This is a genomic window from Nostoc sp. (assembly GCF_054880495.1).
This window is the reverse complement of record NZ_JBTYKD010000094.1, coordinates 46,174-65,426: the sequence shown is the minus strand read 5'-3', so window position 1 is coordinate 65,426 and position 19,253 is coordinate 46,174. Positions and strand designations below refer to the sequence as shown.

At 43.5% G+C, this 19,253-nt stretch carries 19 protein-coding genes; 12 read left to right on the top strand and 7 right to left on the bottom strand.

Features of this window, described 5'->3' with window-relative positions; translation table 11 throughout:
- Positions 1-40: 40 nt before the first annotated feature.
- Entirely contained in the window at positions 41-580 is a 540-nt protein-coding gene (locus ACYTXL_RS10660; RefSeq protein WP_461924702.1) for a DciA family protein, read from the bottom strand.
- Between the two features lie 80 nt (positions 581-660).
- Here ACYTXL_RS10660 and ACYTXL_RS10655 point away from each other — a divergent pair, with 80 nt between their 5' ends.
- The 9 genes from ACYTXL_RS10655 to ACYTXL_RS10615 all read left to right on the top strand — a co-directional run bounded on the left by ACYTXL_RS10655 (position 661) and on the right by ACYTXL_RS10615 (position 10,875).
- Complete coding sequence (locus tag ACYTXL_RS10655; protein ID WP_461924701.1) at positions 661-864, top strand: hypothetical protein; 204 nt, start codon at positions 661-663, stop codon at positions 862-864.
- Between the two features lie 38 nt (positions 865-902).
- Positions 903-2,264, top strand: coding sequence for a hypothetical protein (locus tag ACYTXL_RS10650; protein WP_461924700.1), 1,362 nt, complete (start codon positions 903-905; stop codon positions 2,262-2,264).
- A 434-nt stretch (positions 2,265-2,698) separates the two neighbouring features.
- Positions 2,699-3,454, top strand: coding sequence for a PspA/IM30 family protein (locus ACYTXL_RS10645; protein ID WP_461924699.1), 756 nt, complete (start codon positions 2,699-2,701; stop codon positions 3,452-3,454).
- A 162-nt stretch (positions 3,455-3,616) separates the two neighbouring features.
- Positions 3,617-4,393, top strand: a complete 777-nt coding sequence (locus tag ACYTXL_RS10640; protein ID WP_292800001.1) for a PspA/IM30 family protein — start codon at positions 3,617-3,619, stop codon at positions 4,391-4,393.
- A 174-nt stretch (positions 4,394-4,567) separates the two neighbouring features.
- Complete coding sequence (locus ACYTXL_RS10635) at positions 4,568-4,897, top strand: thioredoxin family protein (protein WP_461924749.1); 330 nt, start codon at positions 4,568-4,570, stop codon at positions 4,895-4,897.
- A 191-nt stretch (positions 4,898-5,088) separates the two neighbouring features.
- A complete protein-coding gene (locus ACYTXL_RS10630) occupies positions 5,089-6,291 on the top strand; it encodes an LL-diaminopimelate aminotransferase (protein WP_461924748.1) in 1,203 nt (400 codons plus the stop codon).
- A gap of 618 nt (positions 6,292-6,909) precedes the next feature.
- Positions 6,910-7,788 carry an NF038130 family PEP-CTERM protein gene (locus ACYTXL_RS10625; protein WP_461924698.1) on the top strand — a complete coding sequence of 293 codons (879 nt, stop codon included), beginning with the start codon at positions 6,910-6,912 and terminating at the stop codon, positions 7,786-7,788.
- Positions 7,789-7,943: 155 nt separating this feature from the next.
- A complete protein-coding gene (gene uvrC, locus ACYTXL_RS10620) occupies positions 7,944-9,821 on the top strand; it encodes an excinuclease ABC subunit UvrC (RefSeq protein WP_461924697.1) in 1,878 nt (625 codons plus the stop codon).
- An 874-nt stretch (positions 9,822-10,695) separates the two neighbouring features.
- Complete coding sequence (locus tag ACYTXL_RS10615) at positions 10,696-10,875, top strand: replication restart DNA helicase PriA (RefSeq protein ID WP_292836020.1); 180 nt, start codon at positions 10,696-10,698, stop codon at positions 10,873-10,875.
- A 77-nt stretch (positions 10,876-10,952) separates the two neighbouring features.
- Here ACYTXL_RS10615 and ACYTXL_RS10610 read toward each other — a convergent pair whose 3' ends face one another.
- The 6 genes from ACYTXL_RS10610 to lgt all read right to left on the bottom strand — a co-directional run bounded on the left by ACYTXL_RS10610 (position 10,953) and on the right by lgt (position 16,001).
- A complete protein-coding gene (locus tag ACYTXL_RS10610) occupies positions 10,953-11,426 on the bottom strand; it encodes a hypothetical protein (protein WP_461924696.1) in 474 nt (157 codons plus the stop codon).
- Positions 11,427-11,438: 12 nt separating this feature from the next.
- Positions 11,439-12,329: a class I SAM-dependent methyltransferase gene (locus ACYTXL_RS10605; protein ID WP_461924695.1), complete on the bottom strand. Its 891-nt coding sequence runs from the start codon at positions 12,327-12,329 to the stop codon at positions 11,439-11,441.
- 125 nt (positions 12,330-12,454) lie between these two features.
- Positions 12,455-13,549, bottom strand: coding sequence for a dual-specificity RNA methyltransferase RlmN (gene rlmN, locus ACYTXL_RS10600; RefSeq protein ID WP_461924694.1), 1,095 nt, complete (start codon positions 13,547-13,549; stop codon positions 12,455-12,457).
- Between the two features lie 78 nt (positions 13,550-13,627).
- The gene (locus tag ACYTXL_RS10595) at positions 13,628-13,981 is read right to left on the bottom strand and encodes a phenylpyruvate tautomerase MIF-related protein (RefSeq protein WP_461924693.1); all 354 of its coding nucleotides are present in this window, start codon (positions 13,979-13,981) and stop codon (positions 13,628-13,630) included.
- A 110-nt stretch (positions 13,982-14,091) separates the two neighbouring features.
- Positions 14,092-14,916 carry a precorrin-4 C(11)-methyltransferase gene (cobM, locus tag ACYTXL_RS10590; RefSeq protein ID WP_461924692.1) on the bottom strand — a complete coding sequence of 275 codons (825 nt, stop codon included), beginning with the start codon at positions 14,914-14,916 and terminating at the stop codon, positions 14,092-14,094.
- Positions 14,917-15,125: 209 nt separating this feature from the next.
- Positions 15,126-16,001: a prolipoprotein diacylglyceryl transferase gene (lgt, locus tag ACYTXL_RS10585; protein WP_461924691.1), complete on the bottom strand. Its 876-nt coding sequence runs from the start codon at positions 15,999-16,001 to the stop codon at positions 15,126-15,128.
- Positions 16,002-16,301: 300 nt separating this feature from the next.
- Here lgt and coaD point away from each other — a divergent pair, with 300 nt between their 5' ends.
- The 3 genes from coaD to ACYTXL_RS10570 all read left to right on the top strand — a co-directional run bounded on the left by coaD (position 16,302) and on the right by ACYTXL_RS10570 (position 19,251).
- Complete coding sequence (gene coaD, locus ACYTXL_RS10580; RefSeq protein ID WP_461924690.1) at positions 16,302-16,853, top strand: pantetheine-phosphate adenylyltransferase; 552 nt, start codon at positions 16,302-16,304, stop codon at positions 16,851-16,853.
- Positions 16,763-17,431 (top strand): DivIVA domain-containing protein, encoded by a 669-nt coding sequence (locus ACYTXL_RS10575; protein WP_461924689.1) that lies wholly within the window; start codon positions 16,763-16,765, stop codon positions 17,429-17,431. Before coaD ends, ACYTXL_RS10575 begins: the two co-directional genes overlap by 91 nt.
- 293 nt (positions 17,432-17,724) lie before the next feature.
- A complete protein-coding gene (locus ACYTXL_RS10570; RefSeq protein WP_461924688.1) occupies positions 17,725-19,251 on the top strand; it encodes an AAA family ATPase in 1,527 nt (508 codons plus the stop codon).
- The last annotated feature ends 2 nt before the right edge of the window (positions 19,252-19,253 follow it).

Below are 19,253 nucleotides of genomic sequence, written 5' to 3'. Positions count from 1 at the left end.
GCGACACCCAAAGCAAGGGTTGAGAGGTGTCTGTTGAGCTTCAAAACTGTTTAGCAGCACAGACAGAACAGACTGCCCAGCGTTGGAGTTCGCCGGGCGGGGTGGGACATTCACACTGGGGACAAAGGGGTAAGCCATGCGATCGCGATCGCATGATCTTAGTCCAATGTCCAAAAGCAGTATTTACATCCTTAGTGGGTGTAACATCAGGGCGGCTAATCTCATCACCAAGATAACTGGGATGCTCATGGGGCGAAACTGTTTGTTGCTGTTTTCTCTCTACAGATGGATTCTGCCAGCTAGCAGTAGAGAAGCGAATATCAACCAAAGGCGTTGGCAGTTTTTTATTCAACTTTAAAAGCAGAGACGAGCGACCAAAAGTTAGGTTTTGCGCCCAAGCAGCGCTAGAAGTTGCTACCCATAAAACATCGCGCTGAATCGACAATGGTCGAGTATGTGCGGCAACTACTGGGCCGACAACTTCTGGCCAAAACTTCAGCAGAAGTTGAAATGGTTGCTCCTGCCATTTAGCCTGCTTTTCTAGAACGCCTAAAATATCATTAATTGATTTCAATGACATCGTTAAAAGTGGGGAGTGGGGAGTGGGGAGTGGGGGAGATGAGGGAGTGGGGGAGATGGGAGAGACAAGGAGAATAACCAATGCCCAATACTTCTCTACCAGAGGCTGCACTTCGGCAAGGCTCAGTGACCACGCCAACGACTTCTCTACGAGACGCTACGCGAACGCTACTTCTCTACGAGAGGCTACGCCAACGACGCCGCTCAGTACAAGTCAGTACAAGTGCCCAATGCCCAATGCCCAGTCTTTATAATTTCCGTTACTATTGTCACAAATATATCTAAAGTTAATTCCAGCAGTCTATATTTGAGGCACAGAGGCAATGACTCAAAACCCCCTGAACCATTCCGGTACTCAATCCTCTAAAACACCTGGGTTGAAACCAGCACTAGCAGCAGCACTAGCGAGTTTAGAGGTGCCGCTAGATCAAGAGTTAACTCGATACCGACGCACGCGAACTGGTTTGATGTCATCTAACCAGCCCCGTGTTACAAGTTACATGAGCAGTCAAACCCAGCCGTTGACTGGCATTCCAACAACATCCGGCACAACTCAGTCATCAGTAACGGAAATTAAAACTAATGTGCCGCCTGTATCTGTACCTGTGAATCATCAGCCAACCCCAGCGCCAGCTACGGCAAAAATTGATGTGCCACCTGCATCTGTAGCTGTGAATCCTGAGATCAACCCAGCCCCAGCTATGGCAAATACTGAGGAACTGAATAATCTCAATGTCACCTCTAATTCAGATTCTGCTAAAACAGAAACTCCACTACCACCACCCCCGCCCAACCTTACTAGCAGCATTGTGCCAGTAGTCGTTAAAGATACTAAGAGTGAAAATCTCTTGCAGCTAGATGACACTCCTAAGCAGCCAGATGACTATTTAGAATCTAGTGAAGCACTGCTGCGAAGTCTGAAAGAAGAACCACCAGAAACCAAGAAGCCAAGCAATTATAACGACAGTCTGCTATCACCTTTGGGTATCGGCTCTATGTTGCTGCTATTGGTGGCCAGTCTTACCTTGGGTTATATAGTGTTCAGTCCCAAAAGCTTGCCACAATGGAATTTAGGCAAGTTGTTTAACGGTAACTCGTCTGCCGGACCAGAAAATACTCAGGAAGTTGGGAATAATCTCGAACCTCAAATCCAGCCACCAAACAGTTCTATACCCAAGTATCCTAATCTAGCTGCCCAAGAGTTTCCTGAGGTGAGAGATCCTAATGATGTAGTTGGCTTACAACCCAAAGTCCAACCAACCCTCGCAGTTGTGCCTAATCCAGTCGTTCCCCAAAATCCCGCAAATCCTCAAGCGGGATTGCCTAGCCCCAACACAGCCCTAAAACCAACAAATCCGATCGCTTTAGCACCAGTACCGATGGTACAGCCTTTGCCTCCCCTGAATTTGCCTCCCACTTCAACGCCAACAACCTCGCCCACGCCGATCGCAACCTCACCAAAGCTGAATGCAGAAATCAAACCAGCAACAGATGGGTTTTATCATGTAGTGATAGATAATAATGGCGCGGCTTTAGCTTCAGCACGGCGAGTAGTTCCCGATGCTTATTTATCAGCCAACAAAAAATTGATTTATCTGGGTGCTTTCAAAACTAAAGCGCAAGTAAAACAACAGATGCAACTGTTACAGGGAAAGGGAATTAACGCACGGGTTCAGCAGCCATGAGTTGGAAAAATTTACGATATCATCAGATAAGAGTTAGGAGTTAGGGGTTAGGAGAGACGCGATTAATCGCGTCTGTACAGGAGTTTGGAGTGCTGAGTAGTCAGGGCTATTTTATTCTTGCCATAACCTGCCCGGAAATAAATTTGCTTTTCTTATAGTGCAAGTCCATTTGAACGGACTCAAAAGCTTATTGGTAATCGGTTTTAACCGAGTTTAGCTGTGAGATCATGTCCGTCAAATTTCCCATAATAGAAGAACCCCACCCCCAACCCCTAAGAGCCGGCTCTTAGGGGAACTAAAGCGTAGCTTTAACTCTTTGGGGTTCCGGGTATTATGCTTAGTTGCTCGGACATCATATCAGATGGGGAATTTATTCCCTGGCGGACTAGGGGACAATGAAATAACCCTAGCTGTTTCGTGAATGGAGAGCGGACATGGAATTTATCAAGCGTATCCTGCGGGTGATTCGCGCTAATCTCAATAGTTTGATCGGTGGTGCAGAAGATCCAGAAAAGATTCTGGAGCAAACTGTGCTGGAGATGCAGGAAAATCTGGTGCGGTTGCGGCAGGGTGTCGCCCAAGCGATCGCTACCCAAAAACGCACCGAACGACAGGCGGGGGCGGCTCAGTCTCAAACAGAAGAATGGTATCGCCGCGCCCAATTAGCCCTGCAACAAGGCAACGAACTTCTAGCACGCGAAGCTTTGACTAAGCGCCAAGCTTATAAAGAAAGCACTACAGCCCTCTTTTCCCAGATAGAGCAGCAAAACGAGATAGTCGCTAGGCTAAAAAAGGATATGCGATCGCTAGAGTTAAAAATTGGCGAGGCAAAAACTAAAAAAGATATGTATATTGCTCGCGCCCGTTCTGCCGAAGCGTCTTATCGCCTCCAAGAAATGCTCAGCGGAGTTTCTGCTACCAGCAGTCTGAGTGCTTTTGAGCGGATGGAAGAAAAAGTTTTGCAGATAGAAGCTAAATCAGAAGCAATTGCTCAACTCAGTGGCAATGACTTGGAAACACAATTTACTTCTTTGGAATCTACTAATGATGTAGATGCGGAATTGGCAGCGATGAAGGTGCAGGTTTTCAACCAAGCAGAAAACACACAGCACAACAGTCTCCTGACTGAGGAGAACCAGAAGTCAGCGCCGCCTCCCCAACAGCAGTTACCCAAAACTCAGGATTCTTGAAGTTCGGCTAATCACCCCACTTTGGAGATATCTTAACAATTAAGAGTTGTTAGGAGCTACTGATTCAAAGCAGAAAGATTACATTTAAATAGGTAGCTATTAAAAAGTAAAAAAGCTAACTGTCCAACAAAAAGCGTAAACCAGACAAGGAAAAACAAAGTTATGGGATTATTCGATCGCATTAAGCGAGTAGTTAGTTCTAACCTCAACGACCTAGTTAACAAAGCCGAAGATCCGGAAAAAATGCTAGAACAAGCCATCCTGGAAATGCAGGAAGACTTGGTACAGCTGCGTCAGGGAGTAGCCCAGACGATCGCCGCCCAAAAACGCAGTGAAAAACAGTATAATGATGCCCAAAATGAAATCAATAAGTGGCAACGCAATGCCCAACTAGCACTGCAAAAAGGTGATGAAAATTTAGCACGACAAGCTCTAGAGCGCAAGAAAACTTATACGGACACCAGCGCCGCCCTCAAAGGGAGTTTAGATACACAAAGCACTCAAGTTGAAACCCTGAAGCGCAACTTAATGCAGCTGGAAAGCAAAATTTCTGAGGCTAAGACCAAGAAAGAAATGCTCAGAGCCAGAATCACCACTGCCAAAGCCCAAGAGCAACTCCAAGGCATGGTAAGTGGGATGAATACCAGCAGTGCGATGTCTGCCTTCGAGCGGATGGAAGAAAAAGTCTTGATCCAAGAATCCCGCGCCCAGGCGCTAGGAGAGTTAGCAGGTGCAGATTTAGAAACCCAATTTGCCCAGTTGGAAGGTGGTAGCGATGTTGATGATGAGTTGGCTGCTTTGAAAGCACAAATGTTACCACCCGCTACTCCCCAAAATCAACCCAAACTACCACCGCAACAACAAACCCCTGCTCCTAAGTCTAATGAGGTAGTTGATGCCGAGTTGGATTCCTTACGCAAGCAATTGGATCAATTGTAAAATTGATAGAAAACTTATTTGAGCTAGTCCCACGCCTGTTGGTTGTGGGATTTTACGTCATTAGTCAATAGTTAACAGTCCTAATAACTAGGAATTATTGATTATGGACTATTGACGACTTTGGGATAAAGTATTGTGTGTGCCAAGTTTGATCGCCACCTGATGGAGACTGGAATGAGTAAGGCTGTAATCACCATAACTGATGCTGAGTTTGAAACCGAAGTGTTAAAAGCCGAGCAGCCTGTATTAGTTTACTTTTGGGCTGACTGGTGTGGGCCTTGTCAATTGATGTCGCCCGCGATCGCTTCAGCTGCCATCGAATATAGCGATCGCCTCAAAGTCGTTAAAATGGAAATTGACCCCAACCCCCTGACTGTTAAGCAGTACCAAGTCGAAGGTGTACCCGCCCTCAGACTATTTCAAGGCCAGGAAGTTTTAATATCCACTGAGGGAGTTATCGGCAAAGATAAATTACTCGCTCTCCTAGATACGCACTTAAAATAATTCGTAATTCGTAATTCGTAATTAAGTTTTGTGACGGGGATTTCACGCCGACACAAAACGTGCTGCCTGTAGAGGTAGGGGAATTAAACCGAACATACTTTGTTAAATACTAATTAGTCATTAGTAAATGACTAATGACAAAAGGCAAAGAGAGACACGCAAGGGACGGGGACAAAGGACAAATGACTAATATGCAATTTGCAAAGCGTTTACAACCCCTGCAATCTAATGTATTTGCTGATATGGACAGAGCTAAAGCAGTCGCTTTGGCAGCTGGACGAGAGGTAATTGATTTGTCGTTGGGGTCTTCTGATTTACCAGCTGAGCCACATGTCATTGAGGCGATCGCCCAGTCTCTTGACGATCGCAGTACCCACGGTTATCTGTTGTTTAATGGCACACAAGGATTTCGCCAAGCCGCAGCCAAGTGGTATGAACAAAAATTTGGCATCAAAGTTGATCCTGAAACTGAAGTACTACCTCTGATTGGTTCTCAAGAAGGTACCGCCCATTTACCTTTAGCAATACTCAATCCCGGAGATTTTGCCCTGTTGCTCGATCCAGGTTATCCCTCTCACGCCGGGGGAGTCTACCTCGCTAGTGGTCAAATCTACCCAATGCCACTACGGGCAGAAAACGCTTTTTTACCAGTGTTTGCTGATATTCCTGCCCCAGTGTTGGCTCAGTCGCGGATGATGGTATTAAGTTATCCTCATAATCCCACAGCCGCGATCGCACCTTTATCTTTCTTCCAAGAAACTGTCGCTTTCTGTCAACAACACAATCTCGTCCTAGTTCACGATTTCCCCTACGTAGATTTGGTATTTGGGGAAACTGGAGAGTGGGGAGATTCTTCTGGCAATCCAAAATCCCTAGTCCCTTCAATTCTGCAAGCTGATCCAGAGAAAAGCGTCTCGATTGAATTTTTCACCCTTTCCAAGTCCTACAATATGGGCGGCTTCCGCATTGGCTACGCCATCGGTAATGCCCAGTTAATTAACGCCTTACGCCAGATCAAAGCCGCAGTTGATTTTAATCAATATCGGGGGATTTTGAATGGTGCGATCGCTGCCCTGACTGGTCCTCAAGCTGGGGTAAAATCTGCTGTCGCTACCTTCCAGGGGCGGCGTGATGCTTTCATCAGTGCCTTACACCGTATTGGCTGGAACGTTACCATTCCCCAAGCCACAATGTACATTTGGGCAAAATTGCCCTCAGCTTGGAGTCAAAACTCTATAGAATTTTGTACCCAGCTAGTCAAACAAACTGGTGTAGCTGCTTCCCCAGGTGCGGGTTTTGGCAAATCTGGAGAAGGGTATGTCCGTTTTGCCTTGGTGCATGAGCCACCTTTGTTAGAAACTGCCGTGGAAAGAATGGCTGAATTCCTTCATTGAATTTCTTCTCAAGCTAAACGCCAAGGATTTTTGGCGGCAAAGTCTACGAATGCAACACGCGGTAGAGGCGCACAAGTATCATTGGTGTCAACTTAAGAAAAAATCTGCTTTGAGAAGACGTTTTGCCCTCATCCCCTAACCCCGAATCCCAAGTTGGGATTCGGGGAACTTGATAATTTGCTCCTCTCTACCAAAATTGGTAGAGAGGAGCTGGGGGTGAGGGTCAAACCTCGAAAGGATGCCTTGCCTAACTTCTACGTTAAGTTGACACCAATGCACAAGTATGAGCCCCTACGAATCACTGTATTATAGTGAACTTAAAATAGTGGAATGTATTTTTATAACTAGAAAAAGTTGAAAAAATATGTAATTAAACGGATAAGAATATCTAATCTTCGTCATCTTTTTATTGATATTCAGCAGTAACTTTACCCAATCAGGTCTCTGCGTTTCTTAAACTGGATTTGTACGCTTAACTACCAAAGACGGCTAATAATGCAAATCGTGCTTAAAAGCCGCCGTATTGCCAAAAAGCCTGTAGTCAAGACAGCCCAAGCCTAAAAACGGCAGTAGTTTAAAACTTAATTTCCAAACTGACAGAGACTTGAAAAAATGAAAATGACTTTTCAGAAACTTATAATTGGTGCTTCAATCGCTATTGGTGTAAGCGTTGCCACTGTACCAGCACAGGCTGGAACCCTTACTGGCGCAACTATTGGTGGAACAGCGGCCAGTGATTATTTAGTCTATGATTCCAATGCTACAAATACCTTCATAGTAGCAAATACTAGTGCAAATGTACAAAAAGTTATCAGTGGTAACGCTGCCAGCCCCACTGGAAATGTGGAGCTAGCTGCTAGTAGTGAACAAACTGGTTTTAATTTTACCAACAACACCACCTTGACAGGTACAATCAGTGGGAAAACCCTGACTCTAAGCAGCCTTACTTCAGATGACTGGTTTGGAGCCGGAAATACAACTACGGCGTATGGGTTAAATAACTTAGCTAACACCTGGTTTAACCAGGTTCTAACTTCTAATAATATCAGTAGTAATTTACTCGCTGTGTTCGGCTATACTAAACAGACTTTGTTTGACAGCTTTCTTACAAATGGCGGATTTCAACGCTTTAGTGACCCGAATATTTCCTATGTCAATCAAGATGACACCAGTGGTTTAATCAGTATTGGTTTAGCAGGTCACTATAATGCGGCACCCCTTCTAGGACTGCCGTCTAACCTATTTACATCTCCATTACAAGCAAGTGAATTAGTCAAATACACTTATGAAGGCAAGACTGACTATCTGTATAGCTTTAAAGCTACTCTGTCTGGTTTAGTTGAAAAAAGTGATGGCATATCCCATAGTGGTAATTATGAAGTCACTATCAAAGGTGTAGATCCTGCAGCAGTCGCCGAACCATCAGTAATGCTTGGTCTGTTGGGTGTGGCTGGCGTGTTTGCTACCCAACGCAAATTTAAAAGAGCGTCTATTTAAGATTGCGGGTTCAAAACTACAAATAAATCAGGGAGCTAATAGCTCCCTTTTTTGATGAATATTTTCAACTTTATATTTACTTGACAAATAGTCGGTTAAATCGGCAGGAAAAAATAATTTTTCTTAAAATAGATAAAGATTACTTAATTTGGATTGTGACAATATCTACTGAAATATTACCACTGGTTAAAGAACCAGAACGACTGGAAAACCGTCTAGCCGAAATTCCACCGGAACCGGGGGTTTATTTCATGCGGGACAAGAGCGATCGCATTATATATATAGGTAAATCACGTAAGTTGCGATCGCGTGTCCGTTCCTATTTCCGCGATGGCTACAATAAGAGTGAACGCATCGCCACGATGGTCAAGTTGGTGACAGAAATTGAATTCATCGTCACTGATACTGAAGCCGAAGCGCTAGCGCTAGAAGCCAATTTGATCAAGCAGCACCAGCCATACTTTAACGTGCTGCTCAAAGATGATAAAAAATATCCCTATCTCTGCATCACTTGGTCAGAAGATTATCCGCGAATTTTTATTACCCGTAAACGTCAATTTGGCAAAGAAAAGGATAAATTTTATGGGCCTTATACTGATGCTGGTTTATTACGAGAAATTGTCCGCATCTGCAAGCGCATCTTTCCACAGCGACAACGACCTCAACCACTTTTTAAAGACCGTCCTTGCTTAAATTATGATTTAGGGCGTTGTCCGGGTGTCTGTCAACAGATGACTTCACCAGAAGAATATCGCAAAATTGTGCAAAAGATCGCGATGGTCTTCCAAGGTCGAACTCAGGAACTGATGGATATTTTGACCCAACAGATGAATGCAGGCGCTCAGGACTTGAATTTTGAGTCAGCAGCACGAACTCGCGATCAAATTTCTGGGTTAAAGTCGCTGACAGCTGACCAAAAAGTTTCCTTACCAGATGATACAGTTTCACGGGATGCCATCGCACTGGCAGCCGACGAACAACACGCCTGTATTCAACTATTCCAGATTCGCGCTGGGCAATTGGTAGGACGTTTGGCCTTTGTGGCAGATGCTCACGGGGAACCGGGGGCTATTTTACAACGAGCTTTAGAGGAACATTACCAAACTGCTGACTCAGTGGAAATACCCATAGAGATTTTGGTACAGCATGATTTACCAGATGGAGAAATATTGGCGGATGTCTTAACTCAACGTAAAGGTAAAAAAGTCACAATTTTAACTCCTTTGCGGCAAACTAAGGCAGAATTAATTGAGATGGTAGAGCGAAATGCTCAGTATGAATTGCAAAGAATGCAGAAATTTGGCGATCGCAATCACCAAGCAATGCAAGATTTAGCCGCCATTCTCGATTTACCAGATGTACCGCACCGTATCGAAGGTTATGACATTTCCCATATTCAAGGGTCAAATGCTGTAGCTTCGCAAGTCGTATTTATCGACGGTTTACCCGCTAAACAGCACTATCGTCATTACAAAATAAAAAATCCCACAGTGACAGCAGGACATTCAGATGATTTTGCCAGTCTTGCTGAAGTTATCCAGCGTCGGTTTCGCAAGTATGGGGAAGATCAGCAATTAGCACGTTTGGGTAATCCCGACTGGCCTGATTTAATCATGATTGATGGTGGTAAAGGTCAGTTATCATCAGTTGTCGCCATCTTGCAAGAGATGAATTTATTAGAAGACTTGCGAGTTGTGAGTTTAGCGAAGCAGCGAGAAGAGATTTTTTTACCGGGAGAATCTCAACCCTTGATAACTAATGCAGAACAACCGGGGGTGCAGTTGTTGCGGCGGCTGCGGGATGAAGCGCATCGGTTTGCAGTCAGTTTCCATCGTCAGCAGCGCAGTGATAAATTGAAGCGATCGCGTTTAGATGAAATTCCTGGTTTAGGACATCATCGACAAAAGCAGTTACTAGGGCATTTTCGCTCAGTTGATTATATTCGGCAAGCGACACCCACACAACTAGCTGAAGTAGCAGGAATTGGGCCGCGTTTGGCTCAAGAAATTTACGATTATTTTCATCCTGCTTAAAGTGACAACTCCCACTCTCACCTTGAATAGTTGTCGTTACCCACATTTACCTCGTTCCCAGTCTCCGACTGGGAATGCCACTCATTGAGGCTCCGCCTCCCTGACTCGCGGCAGAGCTGCAATGAGGAGCATTTCCAGCCATAGGCTAGAAACGAAGGTTTAAAATTTATTTCCAGGCTCTATGGCAACGAAGCCCAAGATTTATTTGATGTTAATAATTATCTCACCAGAATTTAATCTTATCAATATTGCCAGCAAATATTTATTAGACCTCTTGCAAAAGTTCCTAACACCCCACCCCCAGCCCCTAAGAGCAGGCTCTTAGGGGAGAATTTGACGTAAGTCAAAAGCGGGATGGAATTCTTTTTTTGATTTATGTAAGAAGTCTATTAAACAAATTCGCAATTACGTTTTGTAACAGAAATTTTAATTAGTTATCAAAACGTGCTGCCTCCCTGTAGATGTATATGAATTAAACCCCCAAACTTTGTTAACTAAATCTTAAGATAAAAATTTTGTTACTAAAGATACAGTAATTTCCGCGTTTTAATTTTTCAATACAAGAACGGCTTTTTTTCTAGTCGTCTGAAATAACTATAAACAAGGCTCTCTCAAGGGATTAATTATAGGGATCAGTAAATCTCTAAGCAGCATTTAATTAAAAAATAATTTATGTATCTAAAGTAGGAGGGTACAATCACCTAATTCTAGAATAATAAATTAGAGATATCGAAAAATTTTCAAACCTGAAATTTTGTTTAAAATAATCAACCAAATATTACAGCAGTTTGTTACGTTGGGTCGAACCAGAATTTTTCGTGGTTTAACTTGTAGCCTTACTAAGTAAAAAATAATTACCATCAGGAGTTTTAAAATGCAGACAGTACAAAAAATTTACTGCCCAAATTGTGGTAGTCATGCGGAGCGTTATTATATTTCTGATAGTCAATTAACTCGCACACAATGCCCAAGTTGTGACTACTTGATGATTAGTTGCACTCGCACAGGGAAAGTGATTGAGGCTTATGCCCCTGGCATTTACGCACACCGCTAGGCAATAAAAATTAAAAATTAGAGAAAACATTCTCCAATTTTTAATCATAAAGTTTTTTCTCAGAAATTTGCAACACTTCAAAGGTTGTTCTTCTGTTGTCTGAGTTCTTGCTGTCGTCTTTGTTGTTCTAATCTCAATTCTTCCTGTTGTCTAAATTCTTGATCTTGTCTGAGTTGTTGGTGTTGTAGTCTAAATTGTTGCTGTCGTGTAAATTCTTGCTGTTGTAGGCTTGTTTCTTGTTGTTGTAATCTTAGTTGTTGCTGGCGTCTAAGTTCTTGCCGTTGTCGTGAAAATTCTTGCTGTTGTATTTTCAGTTGTTGTTCTTGTTGTTGTGGTTCTTGAAAGTGTAGCCGTAGCCATGTTTCGTTAAATTGCTCTTGTGTTTGCTGAGTTTGTTCTTCTTGTTGTTGTCTTATTCTTTCTTGAAAAGACTCAGGTTGCTGAGGATTCGTCTGAATTATTTCTCCATAAGCAGGAGAATTCATTGTCAAAGCTTTTCCAAGAACAATCACTAATAACCATAATTTAAGCAGCAATGAGCGATTCAACATACAATTATTTGATCATTGGCGTGTGGCAATACACATAAGTGATAAGGCCGCTTCTGGTGAATTAGGATTGATACCAGAGCAGAATTGAGCAAAGCGATACTTCTTGTCAGATTCACCGTAATTACCTTGCAATACTTCTGCACCACAGGTATGGTTATGGGGATAAACTTTGACATTAAAGCCAAGTGGCTCCAGAATTTTGTAGTAGAGTTCTGGCGTTACTCCATCCCCAGGTCGGTGATGAACCTCAGTTGCTAATCCCCAAGTTTGCTCTGCTGCTGAGGTATGACCACCTCGTTTGATTAGCCGATATAGCCATAAGCGAAAGTTCCATAACCACAAACCTAGTCCTTGGAAGTTCCAAGCAGTCAAGTGAGGGTCGTGATCTGTGATTAGGATGCCGCCTGGACGCACTAAACGCGCTGCTTCCTCCAACACGACATCCATGTAGTCACAGTGATGCAGTGTAGCATTAAGTACTACTATATCAGCAAAATTAGAAATGAAAGGAAGTTGGTGGGCATCTGCAAGCACTGGTATATAGCCAAGACGTTGAGCCATAGACAATGCTCCATAGCTAATATCTACACCAATTAACAATTGTGGTTTTCCCCCAAGGGTTGCATACAAATTGCCCGGGCCACAACCAATGTCTACAACAATTTTATGATCCCAACTGCCCGTAGCCGCTTCCCAGCAGGACTTGAACAGTTGATCACGATGACAGTTTTCAAAATAGTTTTTTGCCCATTCTGGATGCCCAAAGTAATAACTATTTGCTTTGATGGCTGGACTGGAAGTAGAAATAGGAAAATTTACGATATCTTCTTGATCTAAATCCACCTTAAAATCAGCAGCAATATCAATATAAGGTTTGAGAACTGAATATGAAGAAGTTGGCATAGCTATCCCTGTATTAATATCCTGTTTCAGTTCACTACACGAGCCAACCCTTAAATTTCTGAACCGAGCAGTATTGCCAGGTATCTGTGAGATCAAAGTAATTAAGTTTACTGAGTACAACAGATCTAATTCTTACTTGCTCTTAGTTGTCCGCAAGCAGCATCGGCTTCTAAACCACGGGAATAACGGACAGTAACAGCAGTATTTTGCTGCTTGAGGACGTTGACAAATGCTTGAATGCGATCGCGGTTGGGGCGTTGATAGTCTACCTCTTGAATGGGATTATAGGGAATCAAATTTACATGACTTTGGAATCCTCGTAGGCATTTTGAAAGTTCTAATGCATGTTCTGGTAAATCGTTAACCCCAGCGAGGAGAACATATTCAAAGGTCAGGCGGCGGCCAGTGATTTCCACATATTCTCGACATTCAGTCAGTAAATCTTCTAGAGGATAGGCGCGGGCGCTGGGGATGAGTTTTTCTCGTAGTGCTTGGTTAGGGGCGTGGAGACTCACAGCCAGAGTGATTTGCAAATGGTTTTGCGCGAACTCACGGATGCGATCGCGAATCCCAACTGTAGAAACTGTAAGCGATCGCTGCCCAATGCCGACATCTTGATTCAGGCATTTCAGGGCTGCTAGGACATTCTCAGTATTTAACAACGGTTCACCCAGTCCCATGAACACGACATTACTAACCCGTTGCTGAAAATCTTCTTGTACAGTCAACACCTGATCGACAATTTCGTGCCGTGCTAGGTTGCGTTTGTAGCCTCCTTTACCAGTAGCGCAGAAATCACACGCCATTGGGCAACCCACCTGAGTAGAGACGCAAACCGTCAAACGCGATTTGGGGCCTTCTCCCCTTTCCGCGAAGGTTGGGATACCAACAGTTTCAATAATTTGTCCGTCTGTTAATCGTAAAAGATATTTTACCGTGCTATCGGGTGCCACAGAGCGGTAATGTAAAATTGAGCGCCCAATCGGAATTTCTGCTACTTCTTTCCGCCAATGCTTAGGGAAGACAGAAATATCAGATAGCGATCGCACCCCCTTGTCATAGATCCATTCATGTAGTTGCTTTCCTCTGTAAGCAGGTTGTCCCTGCTGTTGCACCCAAGTAGTTAACTCGGCAACAGTCGCACCTAGTAGAGGTGGAATTAGTTTTAATTTTTCTGGGTTGTGTAACTCAACTTGAGATACAAGAGGCGTAGCAGACATAAAAAATCACGAGTTGATGTATGATCTCTATCCTACACCTGCCAGATTAACTTAGTCTTGACCAAAGAAGATGGGTAATTAACCAAAGGTTTTGCCGTTCCAGCCCCACATTGCACCCTTGGCGTCTGCAAACTCTATGTAAATGCGATTTTTAGGCACACCTAGAGTTTCATTAATCTCCTGGCAAAAGTCCTGACTCATCGCTGCGGTTTGATCTGGCTTCATCGTGCCAACACTCTTAATTTCAATGTAGCAAACTGGGTCTGTATTCGCTGCAAAGGTCATGGTAATTCCTGCTTCAAAAGCAGTCATAATATATGATTCTGGTTTTCCCAAATGTTTCGCTAACTTCGCTGATAGGTTTAAAAGCATTGATTCAATTTCAGCTTTTTCAGGAGCAGATGCAGAAGTTTGCACTTTAATTAATGGCATAGCATCGAAATTAGAATTTATTTACATTGTTAAGTTTATTGAAACACAGAGGGATAGAGTACAAATATTAGGGAAATGGGGAGTTTTTCCAATGCCCAATGCCCCAGCATTTAGGAATGAGATGAGCGAAATAGATGACTATGTTCGGGATGATATAAACGCGATCGCCCTGTTGCTGTCGAGAGTGCTGGACTGATTATATAAAGTGTAGTACGAATTAGTTTTTCTTTATGAGTACAATCTGCCATTTGATTCAGGGGGACAACTCTAATTTTTTCATCAGGCCAGCCGATGCGAAAACAAATTGCAATCGGGGTTTCGAGTGGATAGTGTTCGAGTAGTTTAGCTTGGGCATTTTCAACGTGACGCGCACTGAGATATAGGCAGAGACTAGCCTGATGTGCCGCCAGAGAGCCTAATTCTTCAGTAGCGGGGACTTCTGTACGTCCACTGATGCGTGTCAAAATAATCGTTTGGACTAAACCGGGTACAGTCAGTTCTACTTTGAGTTTGGCAGCTGCTGCTTGAAAGGCGCTGATCCCAGGTATAACTTCAAAAGGGATATTTGCCTCTCTTAGGAGGTGCATTTGCTCATGGATGGCGCTGTAGAGACTAGGATCGCCAGAATGGAGACGGACTACAGATTTATGCTGCGATCGCACCCTATCGATCATCATCAGCAAAATCTCTTCTAAAGTCTGATTTGCAGTTCTAATTATCTCCGCATCTTCTCGGCAAAGTTCTAAAATTTGTTCAGGTACTAAAGAATCAGCGAATAAAATCACATCAGCAGCAGCTAGTAGTTTCTGCGCCTTCACCGTTAATAAATCAGGATCTCCAGGGCCTGCTCCCACAATATACACAGATGGTTCTACAGCATATAATGCTTTTTTATCCTTCAGGTTTTCTGTATATTCACCTTTAAAAGAACACACGGCAATCCCCCCAAAATTTTTTTGGCATTTTCTCAGTATCTTTCCGGATTCAGCCTCTTTCCTTAGTAGAGAGTAATGGTAGATGCACCCTGGTTAAGCCCTAGAGAATACTCTGGGGCATTTTTTATTTTTTGAGCATAGGGCATAGGGCATTGGTTATCTCCTTCTCTCCCTCATCTCCCTCATCTCCCTTGTCCCCCTAATCTCCCTCATCCCCTCATTTCCCCATTTCCCTTAGGAGTAGAAACTACATCGGGTAAAGGGCGTTTGAGTAAGTAAAGCCAAGCTAATCCAACTAATCCCAATAAAATTCCTAGACTACTGACTACTTGTGCCATCCGTAATGGTCCTAGCATCAAGCTATCAGTGCGAAAGCCTTCAATCCACAAGCGTCCTAAGCTGTAGGCTGGCCAGTAAACTAGAAACAGCGTGCCTACCTTCAGGCGTGGCTTACCGGATAAAGACCGGAAAAACAACGTTATTAATAGCGTAAACACCATTAAATCCCACAGAGATTCGTAGAGGAAGGTGGGATGAAAGTAATCGAAACTAGCATATTCTAGAGGACGATGGTCTGGTGGAATATACAGCTTCCAAGGTAAATCAGTAGGGTCGCCAAAAGCTTCGGAGTTGAAGAAATTGCCCCAACGTCCGATCGCCTGCCCTAAAATCAGCGAAGGCGCTACTAAATCTGCCAGTTGCCAGAAAGAAACCTGCTTAATTTTAGCAAAGATTAATGCAGCCAAAACGCCACCAAGAATTGCTCCGTGAATGGCAATACCTCCTTCCCAGATAGCGAAGATTTTTCCTGGAGTTGGGGCATATCTTGACCACTCAAAAAAAACGTAATATAGCCGTGCGCCAGGAATTGCCCCAATCAACAACCAAAAAAATAAATCCCCTAGCAACTCGGGATTAACATTACGGCGCTTTGCCAATTCCTGGGAAAGTATGACGCCAATTAACACTGCTGTAGCAATCAACAAGCCATACCAACGGATAGTTATAAACCCTATTTTCACCAGAATCGGTCCTGGAGAAGTAAATTGAAATGCCAAGGGCAAGGTGGAAAAATCCAGTGCCATGAAAAATTACCTAGAAAAGTTCGTTAACTACTCGCGCACTTTGCTAAGTACGGAGTTTCTTGCGTCTCGAATACTGGGGAGTTACGCTTGAATCTAGCACAATGGAATTGTGAAGATGTCGGTAAAAATCCAGTATCCATATTTAGGAGTCTAATTCCTAACGCCTAGTTGAGCATAACTTGTACCACTAAAACAATTGAAGAAAGCATCCTTACCGAGAGCGCAAGATGGTAGATTTGAGTAAGTTACACAAAACAGTTTCGATATAATCACCTAAACAACTTTGATATATTTAAAATTGTGATTGCTATTTATCCTGGTAGCTTCGACCCCATCACCTTGGGACACCTTGACCTCATCGGGCGCGGTAGTCGCCTGTTTGAGCGGGTGATTGTCGCTGTACTGCGGAATCCTAACAAAATGCCACTTTTTAGTGTGCAGCAACGCCTAGATCAGATCCGTCATTCTACACAACATCTACCGAATGTAGAAGTAGACAGCTTTGATGGTCTTACCGTCAACTATGCCCAAATGCGACAGGCACAAGTTTTGCTGCGGGGTTTACGGGCTGTGTCAGATTTTGAAGTGGAACTGCAAATGGCTCACACTAATAAAACTCTTTCTACCGAAATAGAAACAGTTTTTCTCGCAACCTCAAATGAGTATAGTTTTTTAAGTAGTAGTGTGGTAAAAGAGATTGCAAGGTTTGGTGGCTCTATCGATCATCTCGTTCCCCCACACATTGCCCTGGATATATACCAATGCTACAATCACAAGTCTCCAATGTTGAACCCAATCTCAACGGAAGCAATCCCCCCCCTAAAGAGTATCTCGGTGGAGAGGGAAGCATAGATATTCAGCAGGAACTCAACGGTCTAGAAGAAATGATTCTCTCTAGTCTCAGGATTCCACTGACGGGACGCACACTCATAGATGAAGAAAAGTTGCTGGATAAGCTTGATTACATCCGGCTGGCTTTACCATCACTTTTTCAAGAAGCAGCAGTGATCCTGGAACAAAAGGATGAAATTCTGCTGGAAGCAGAAGAATATGGGCAGCAGGTTGTTGAGGCCGCGCAAGCAAAAAGAGCGCAAATTTTAGCTGAAAGCGATATTATTCACCAGGCACAACAAGAAGCTGAACAATTGCGGCGACAAGTGCAACAAGAGTGTGAGACCATAATGCAAGAAACCCTCACCGAGATTGACCGCAAGCGGTATGCTTGTCAGCAAGAGTTAGAGGAAATGCGACAAACTGCGATCGCACACGCTCAAGAAATTGAAGATGGTGCTGATGTATATGCTGATGGCGTTTTGGGAAATATCGAGCAGGATCTCAAGCAGATGTTGCGAATTATCACCAACGGACGGCAACAATTGCAAATTGATAACCTCACTCAGCGCAATTCACCTCCTGCCAAGAAAAAATAAACTGTAGTCCTAGCATTTACCAGTTTAGGCTGACGGGGTTGTATAAAGATGGTTTGATGCATTTTTCTCATAGAGAGGCAATGTACACATCCCGTTTGTACAAAAGATGCTTTGCTAGAGGCGTGACAGCTGATTGAGCGGCATTGCGAGTATCAGGATATAACCAAGTTTTATCTAACGAGATTCAAAATTTCTCAGGTTGTACAGTCAAACTAGAACAAGGAGGTCTATTCTGTTTGTGAGCCACATCTGCTTGGCACATTTGCAATGTTTTCTGCCAACAGAGGAATATTATGCTAACTAGGTTGAAAGTTTCTGGTTTTAAGAACCTCGTCAATGTTGATGTCCGCTTCGGTCCATTTACTTGTGTAGCCGGGGCTAATGGGGTGGGGAAATCTAACTTATTTGATGCTATTAGATTTTTAAGTGCGATCGCGGATATTCAACTAATTGAAGCTGCCTTATCTGTGCGAGATGAAGGAGGTCGAACAGCTGATGTACGTAGTCTGTTTCACCGGGTTGGTGGCAAATATACAGATGAAATGTCCTTTGAGGCAGAAATGATAGTACCGGAGGAAGGCGTAGATGATTTAGGACAACAGGCAAAAGCTAGTATTACCTTTCTTCGTTATTCTCTCACTTTAGCTTACCGTTCAGATCATAGTTTACGGTCTTTAGGGTCGCTGCAAATCATCAAAGAAGAATTAGTTCACATTAACCTTGGTGATGCCAGAAAAAACTTATTGTTTCCTCATAGTGTTGAGTGGCGTAAATCCGCAGTTAAGGGAAAAAGAACTTCACCATTTATTTCAACTGAAGGTGATAAAGATAGGACAGTTATTAAGCTACATCAAGATGGTATTAAAGGGAAACCTCTGTCTCGATTAGCTGCCAATCTTCCCCGAACCGTGCTTTCTGTGGCTAATGCGGCGGAAAGTCCAACGGTGCTGCTGGCGCGAAGAGAAATGCAATCCTGGCGGCTACTTCAGTTAGAACCTTCAGCACTACGGCAGCCAGACGAATTTACATCGCCCACAAAATTAGACATGGATGGTTCTCACTTAGCTGCAACGCTCTATCACTTGGCACGGTTTAACAAAAATCAGCCAACAAATGGACTGTCAGATGATGAGGCGGAAGCACAAGTTTACAGCCAAGTTGCGAATCGGCTGGCAGAACTTATTGACGATGTGGATGAAGTAGGAATTGACCGGGATGAACGACGCGAAATTCTGACGCTAATAGTTACTGGCAAAGACAGTACATCACATCCAGCAAGGGCGCTATCAGATGGAACCCTGCGCTTTTTGGCGTTAGCAGTTCTAGAATTAGACCCTCAAGCACAAGGTCTTTTGTGTTTAGAAGAACCGGAAAACGGTATTCATCCAGAGCGTATTCCCAAAATACTCCAACTACTTCAAGACATTGCTACTGATGTTGATGAACCTATTGGGATAGATAACCCCCTTCGTCAAGTAATCATCAACACTCACTCACCTTCAGTAGTTATGCAAGTACCTGACGACAGCCTATTGGTTGCTGAATTAAAGGAAACAGTAGATTCAGGGAAGCGATTTAAGCGAGTGTCGTTTGCTTGTCTACCTGACACTTGGCGACAGAAAGACCCAGAAGGCATGAATGATGTACCTAAAAACAAATTACTTGCTTACTTGAATCCGGTAGTACTTGGTGAATCAGAGCCTGATAGCAATGGAAAAGTAGGAAATCTTCAGCAATCAAAACCAACACAACCCAAGAAACATCGAGTTGTGGATAGAGCTGATCTTCAACTACTAATTCCCGGTTTTCCTAGTGAATAAGC

What these genes read in the sequence shown, in the direction of transcription:
- ACYTXL_RS10660 (WP_461924702.1), bottom strand. Translation starts at nt 580, where the DNA reads ATGTCATTGAAATCAATTAATGATATTTTAGGCGTTCTAGAAAAGCAG.
- ACYTXL_RS10655 (WP_461924701.1), top strand. Translation starts at nt 661, where the DNA reads ATGCCCAATACTTCTCTACCAGAGGCTGCACTTCGGCAAGGCTCAGTG.
- ACYTXL_RS10650 (WP_461924700.1), top strand. Translation starts at nt 903, where the DNA reads ATGACTCAAAACCCCCTGAACCATTCCGGTACTCAATCCTCTAAAACA.
- ACYTXL_RS10645 (WP_461924699.1), top strand. Translation starts at nt 2,699, where the DNA reads ATGGAATTTATCAAGCGTATCCTGCGGGTGATTCGCGCTAATCTCAAT.
- ACYTXL_RS10640 (WP_292800001.1), top strand. Translation starts at nt 3,617, where the DNA reads ATGGGATTATTCGATCGCATTAAGCGAGTAGTTAGTTCTAACCTCAAC.
- ACYTXL_RS10635 (WP_461924749.1), top strand. Translation starts at nt 4,568, where the DNA reads ATGAGTAAGGCTGTAATCACCATAACTGATGCTGAGTTTGAAACCGAA.
- ACYTXL_RS10630 (WP_461924748.1), top strand. Translation starts at nt 5,089, where the DNA reads ATGCAATTTGCAAAGCGTTTACAACCCCTGCAATCTAATGTATTTGCT.
- ACYTXL_RS10625 (WP_461924698.1), top strand. Translation starts at nt 6,910, where the DNA reads ATGACTTTTCAGAAACTTATAATTGGTGCTTCAATCGCTATTGGTGTA.
- ACYTXL_RS10615 (WP_292836020.1), top strand. Translation starts at nt 10,696, where the DNA reads ATGCAGACAGTACAAAAAATTTACTGCCCAAATTGTGGTAGTCATGCG.
- ACYTXL_RS10610 (WP_461924696.1), bottom strand. Translation starts at nt 11,426, where the DNA reads ATGTTGAATCGCTCATTGCTGCTTAAATTATGGTTATTAGTGATTGTT.
- ACYTXL_RS10605 (WP_461924695.1), bottom strand. Translation starts at nt 12,329, where the DNA reads ATGCCAACTTCTTCATATTCAGTTCTCAAACCTTATATTGATATTGCT.
- rlmN (WP_461924694.1), bottom strand. Translation starts at nt 13,549, where the DNA reads ATGTCTGCTACGCCTCTTGTATCTCAAGTTGAGTTACACAACCCAGAA.
- ACYTXL_RS10595 (WP_461924693.1), bottom strand. Translation starts at nt 13,981, where the DNA reads ATGCCATTAATTAAAGTGCAAACTTCTGCATCTGCTCCTGAAAAAGCT.
- lgt (WP_461924691.1), bottom strand. Translation starts at nt 16,001, where the DNA reads ATGGCACTGGATTTTTCCACCTTGCCCTTGGCATTTCAATTTACTTCT.
- ACYTXL_RS10575 (WP_461924689.1), top strand. Translation starts at nt 16,763, where the DNA reads ATGCTACAATCACAAGTCTCCAATGTTGAACCCAATCTCAACGGAAGC.
- ACYTXL_RS10570 (WP_461924688.1), top strand. Translation starts at nt 17,725, where the DNA reads ATGCTAACTAGGTTGAAAGTTTCTGGTTTTAAGAACCTCGTCAATGTT.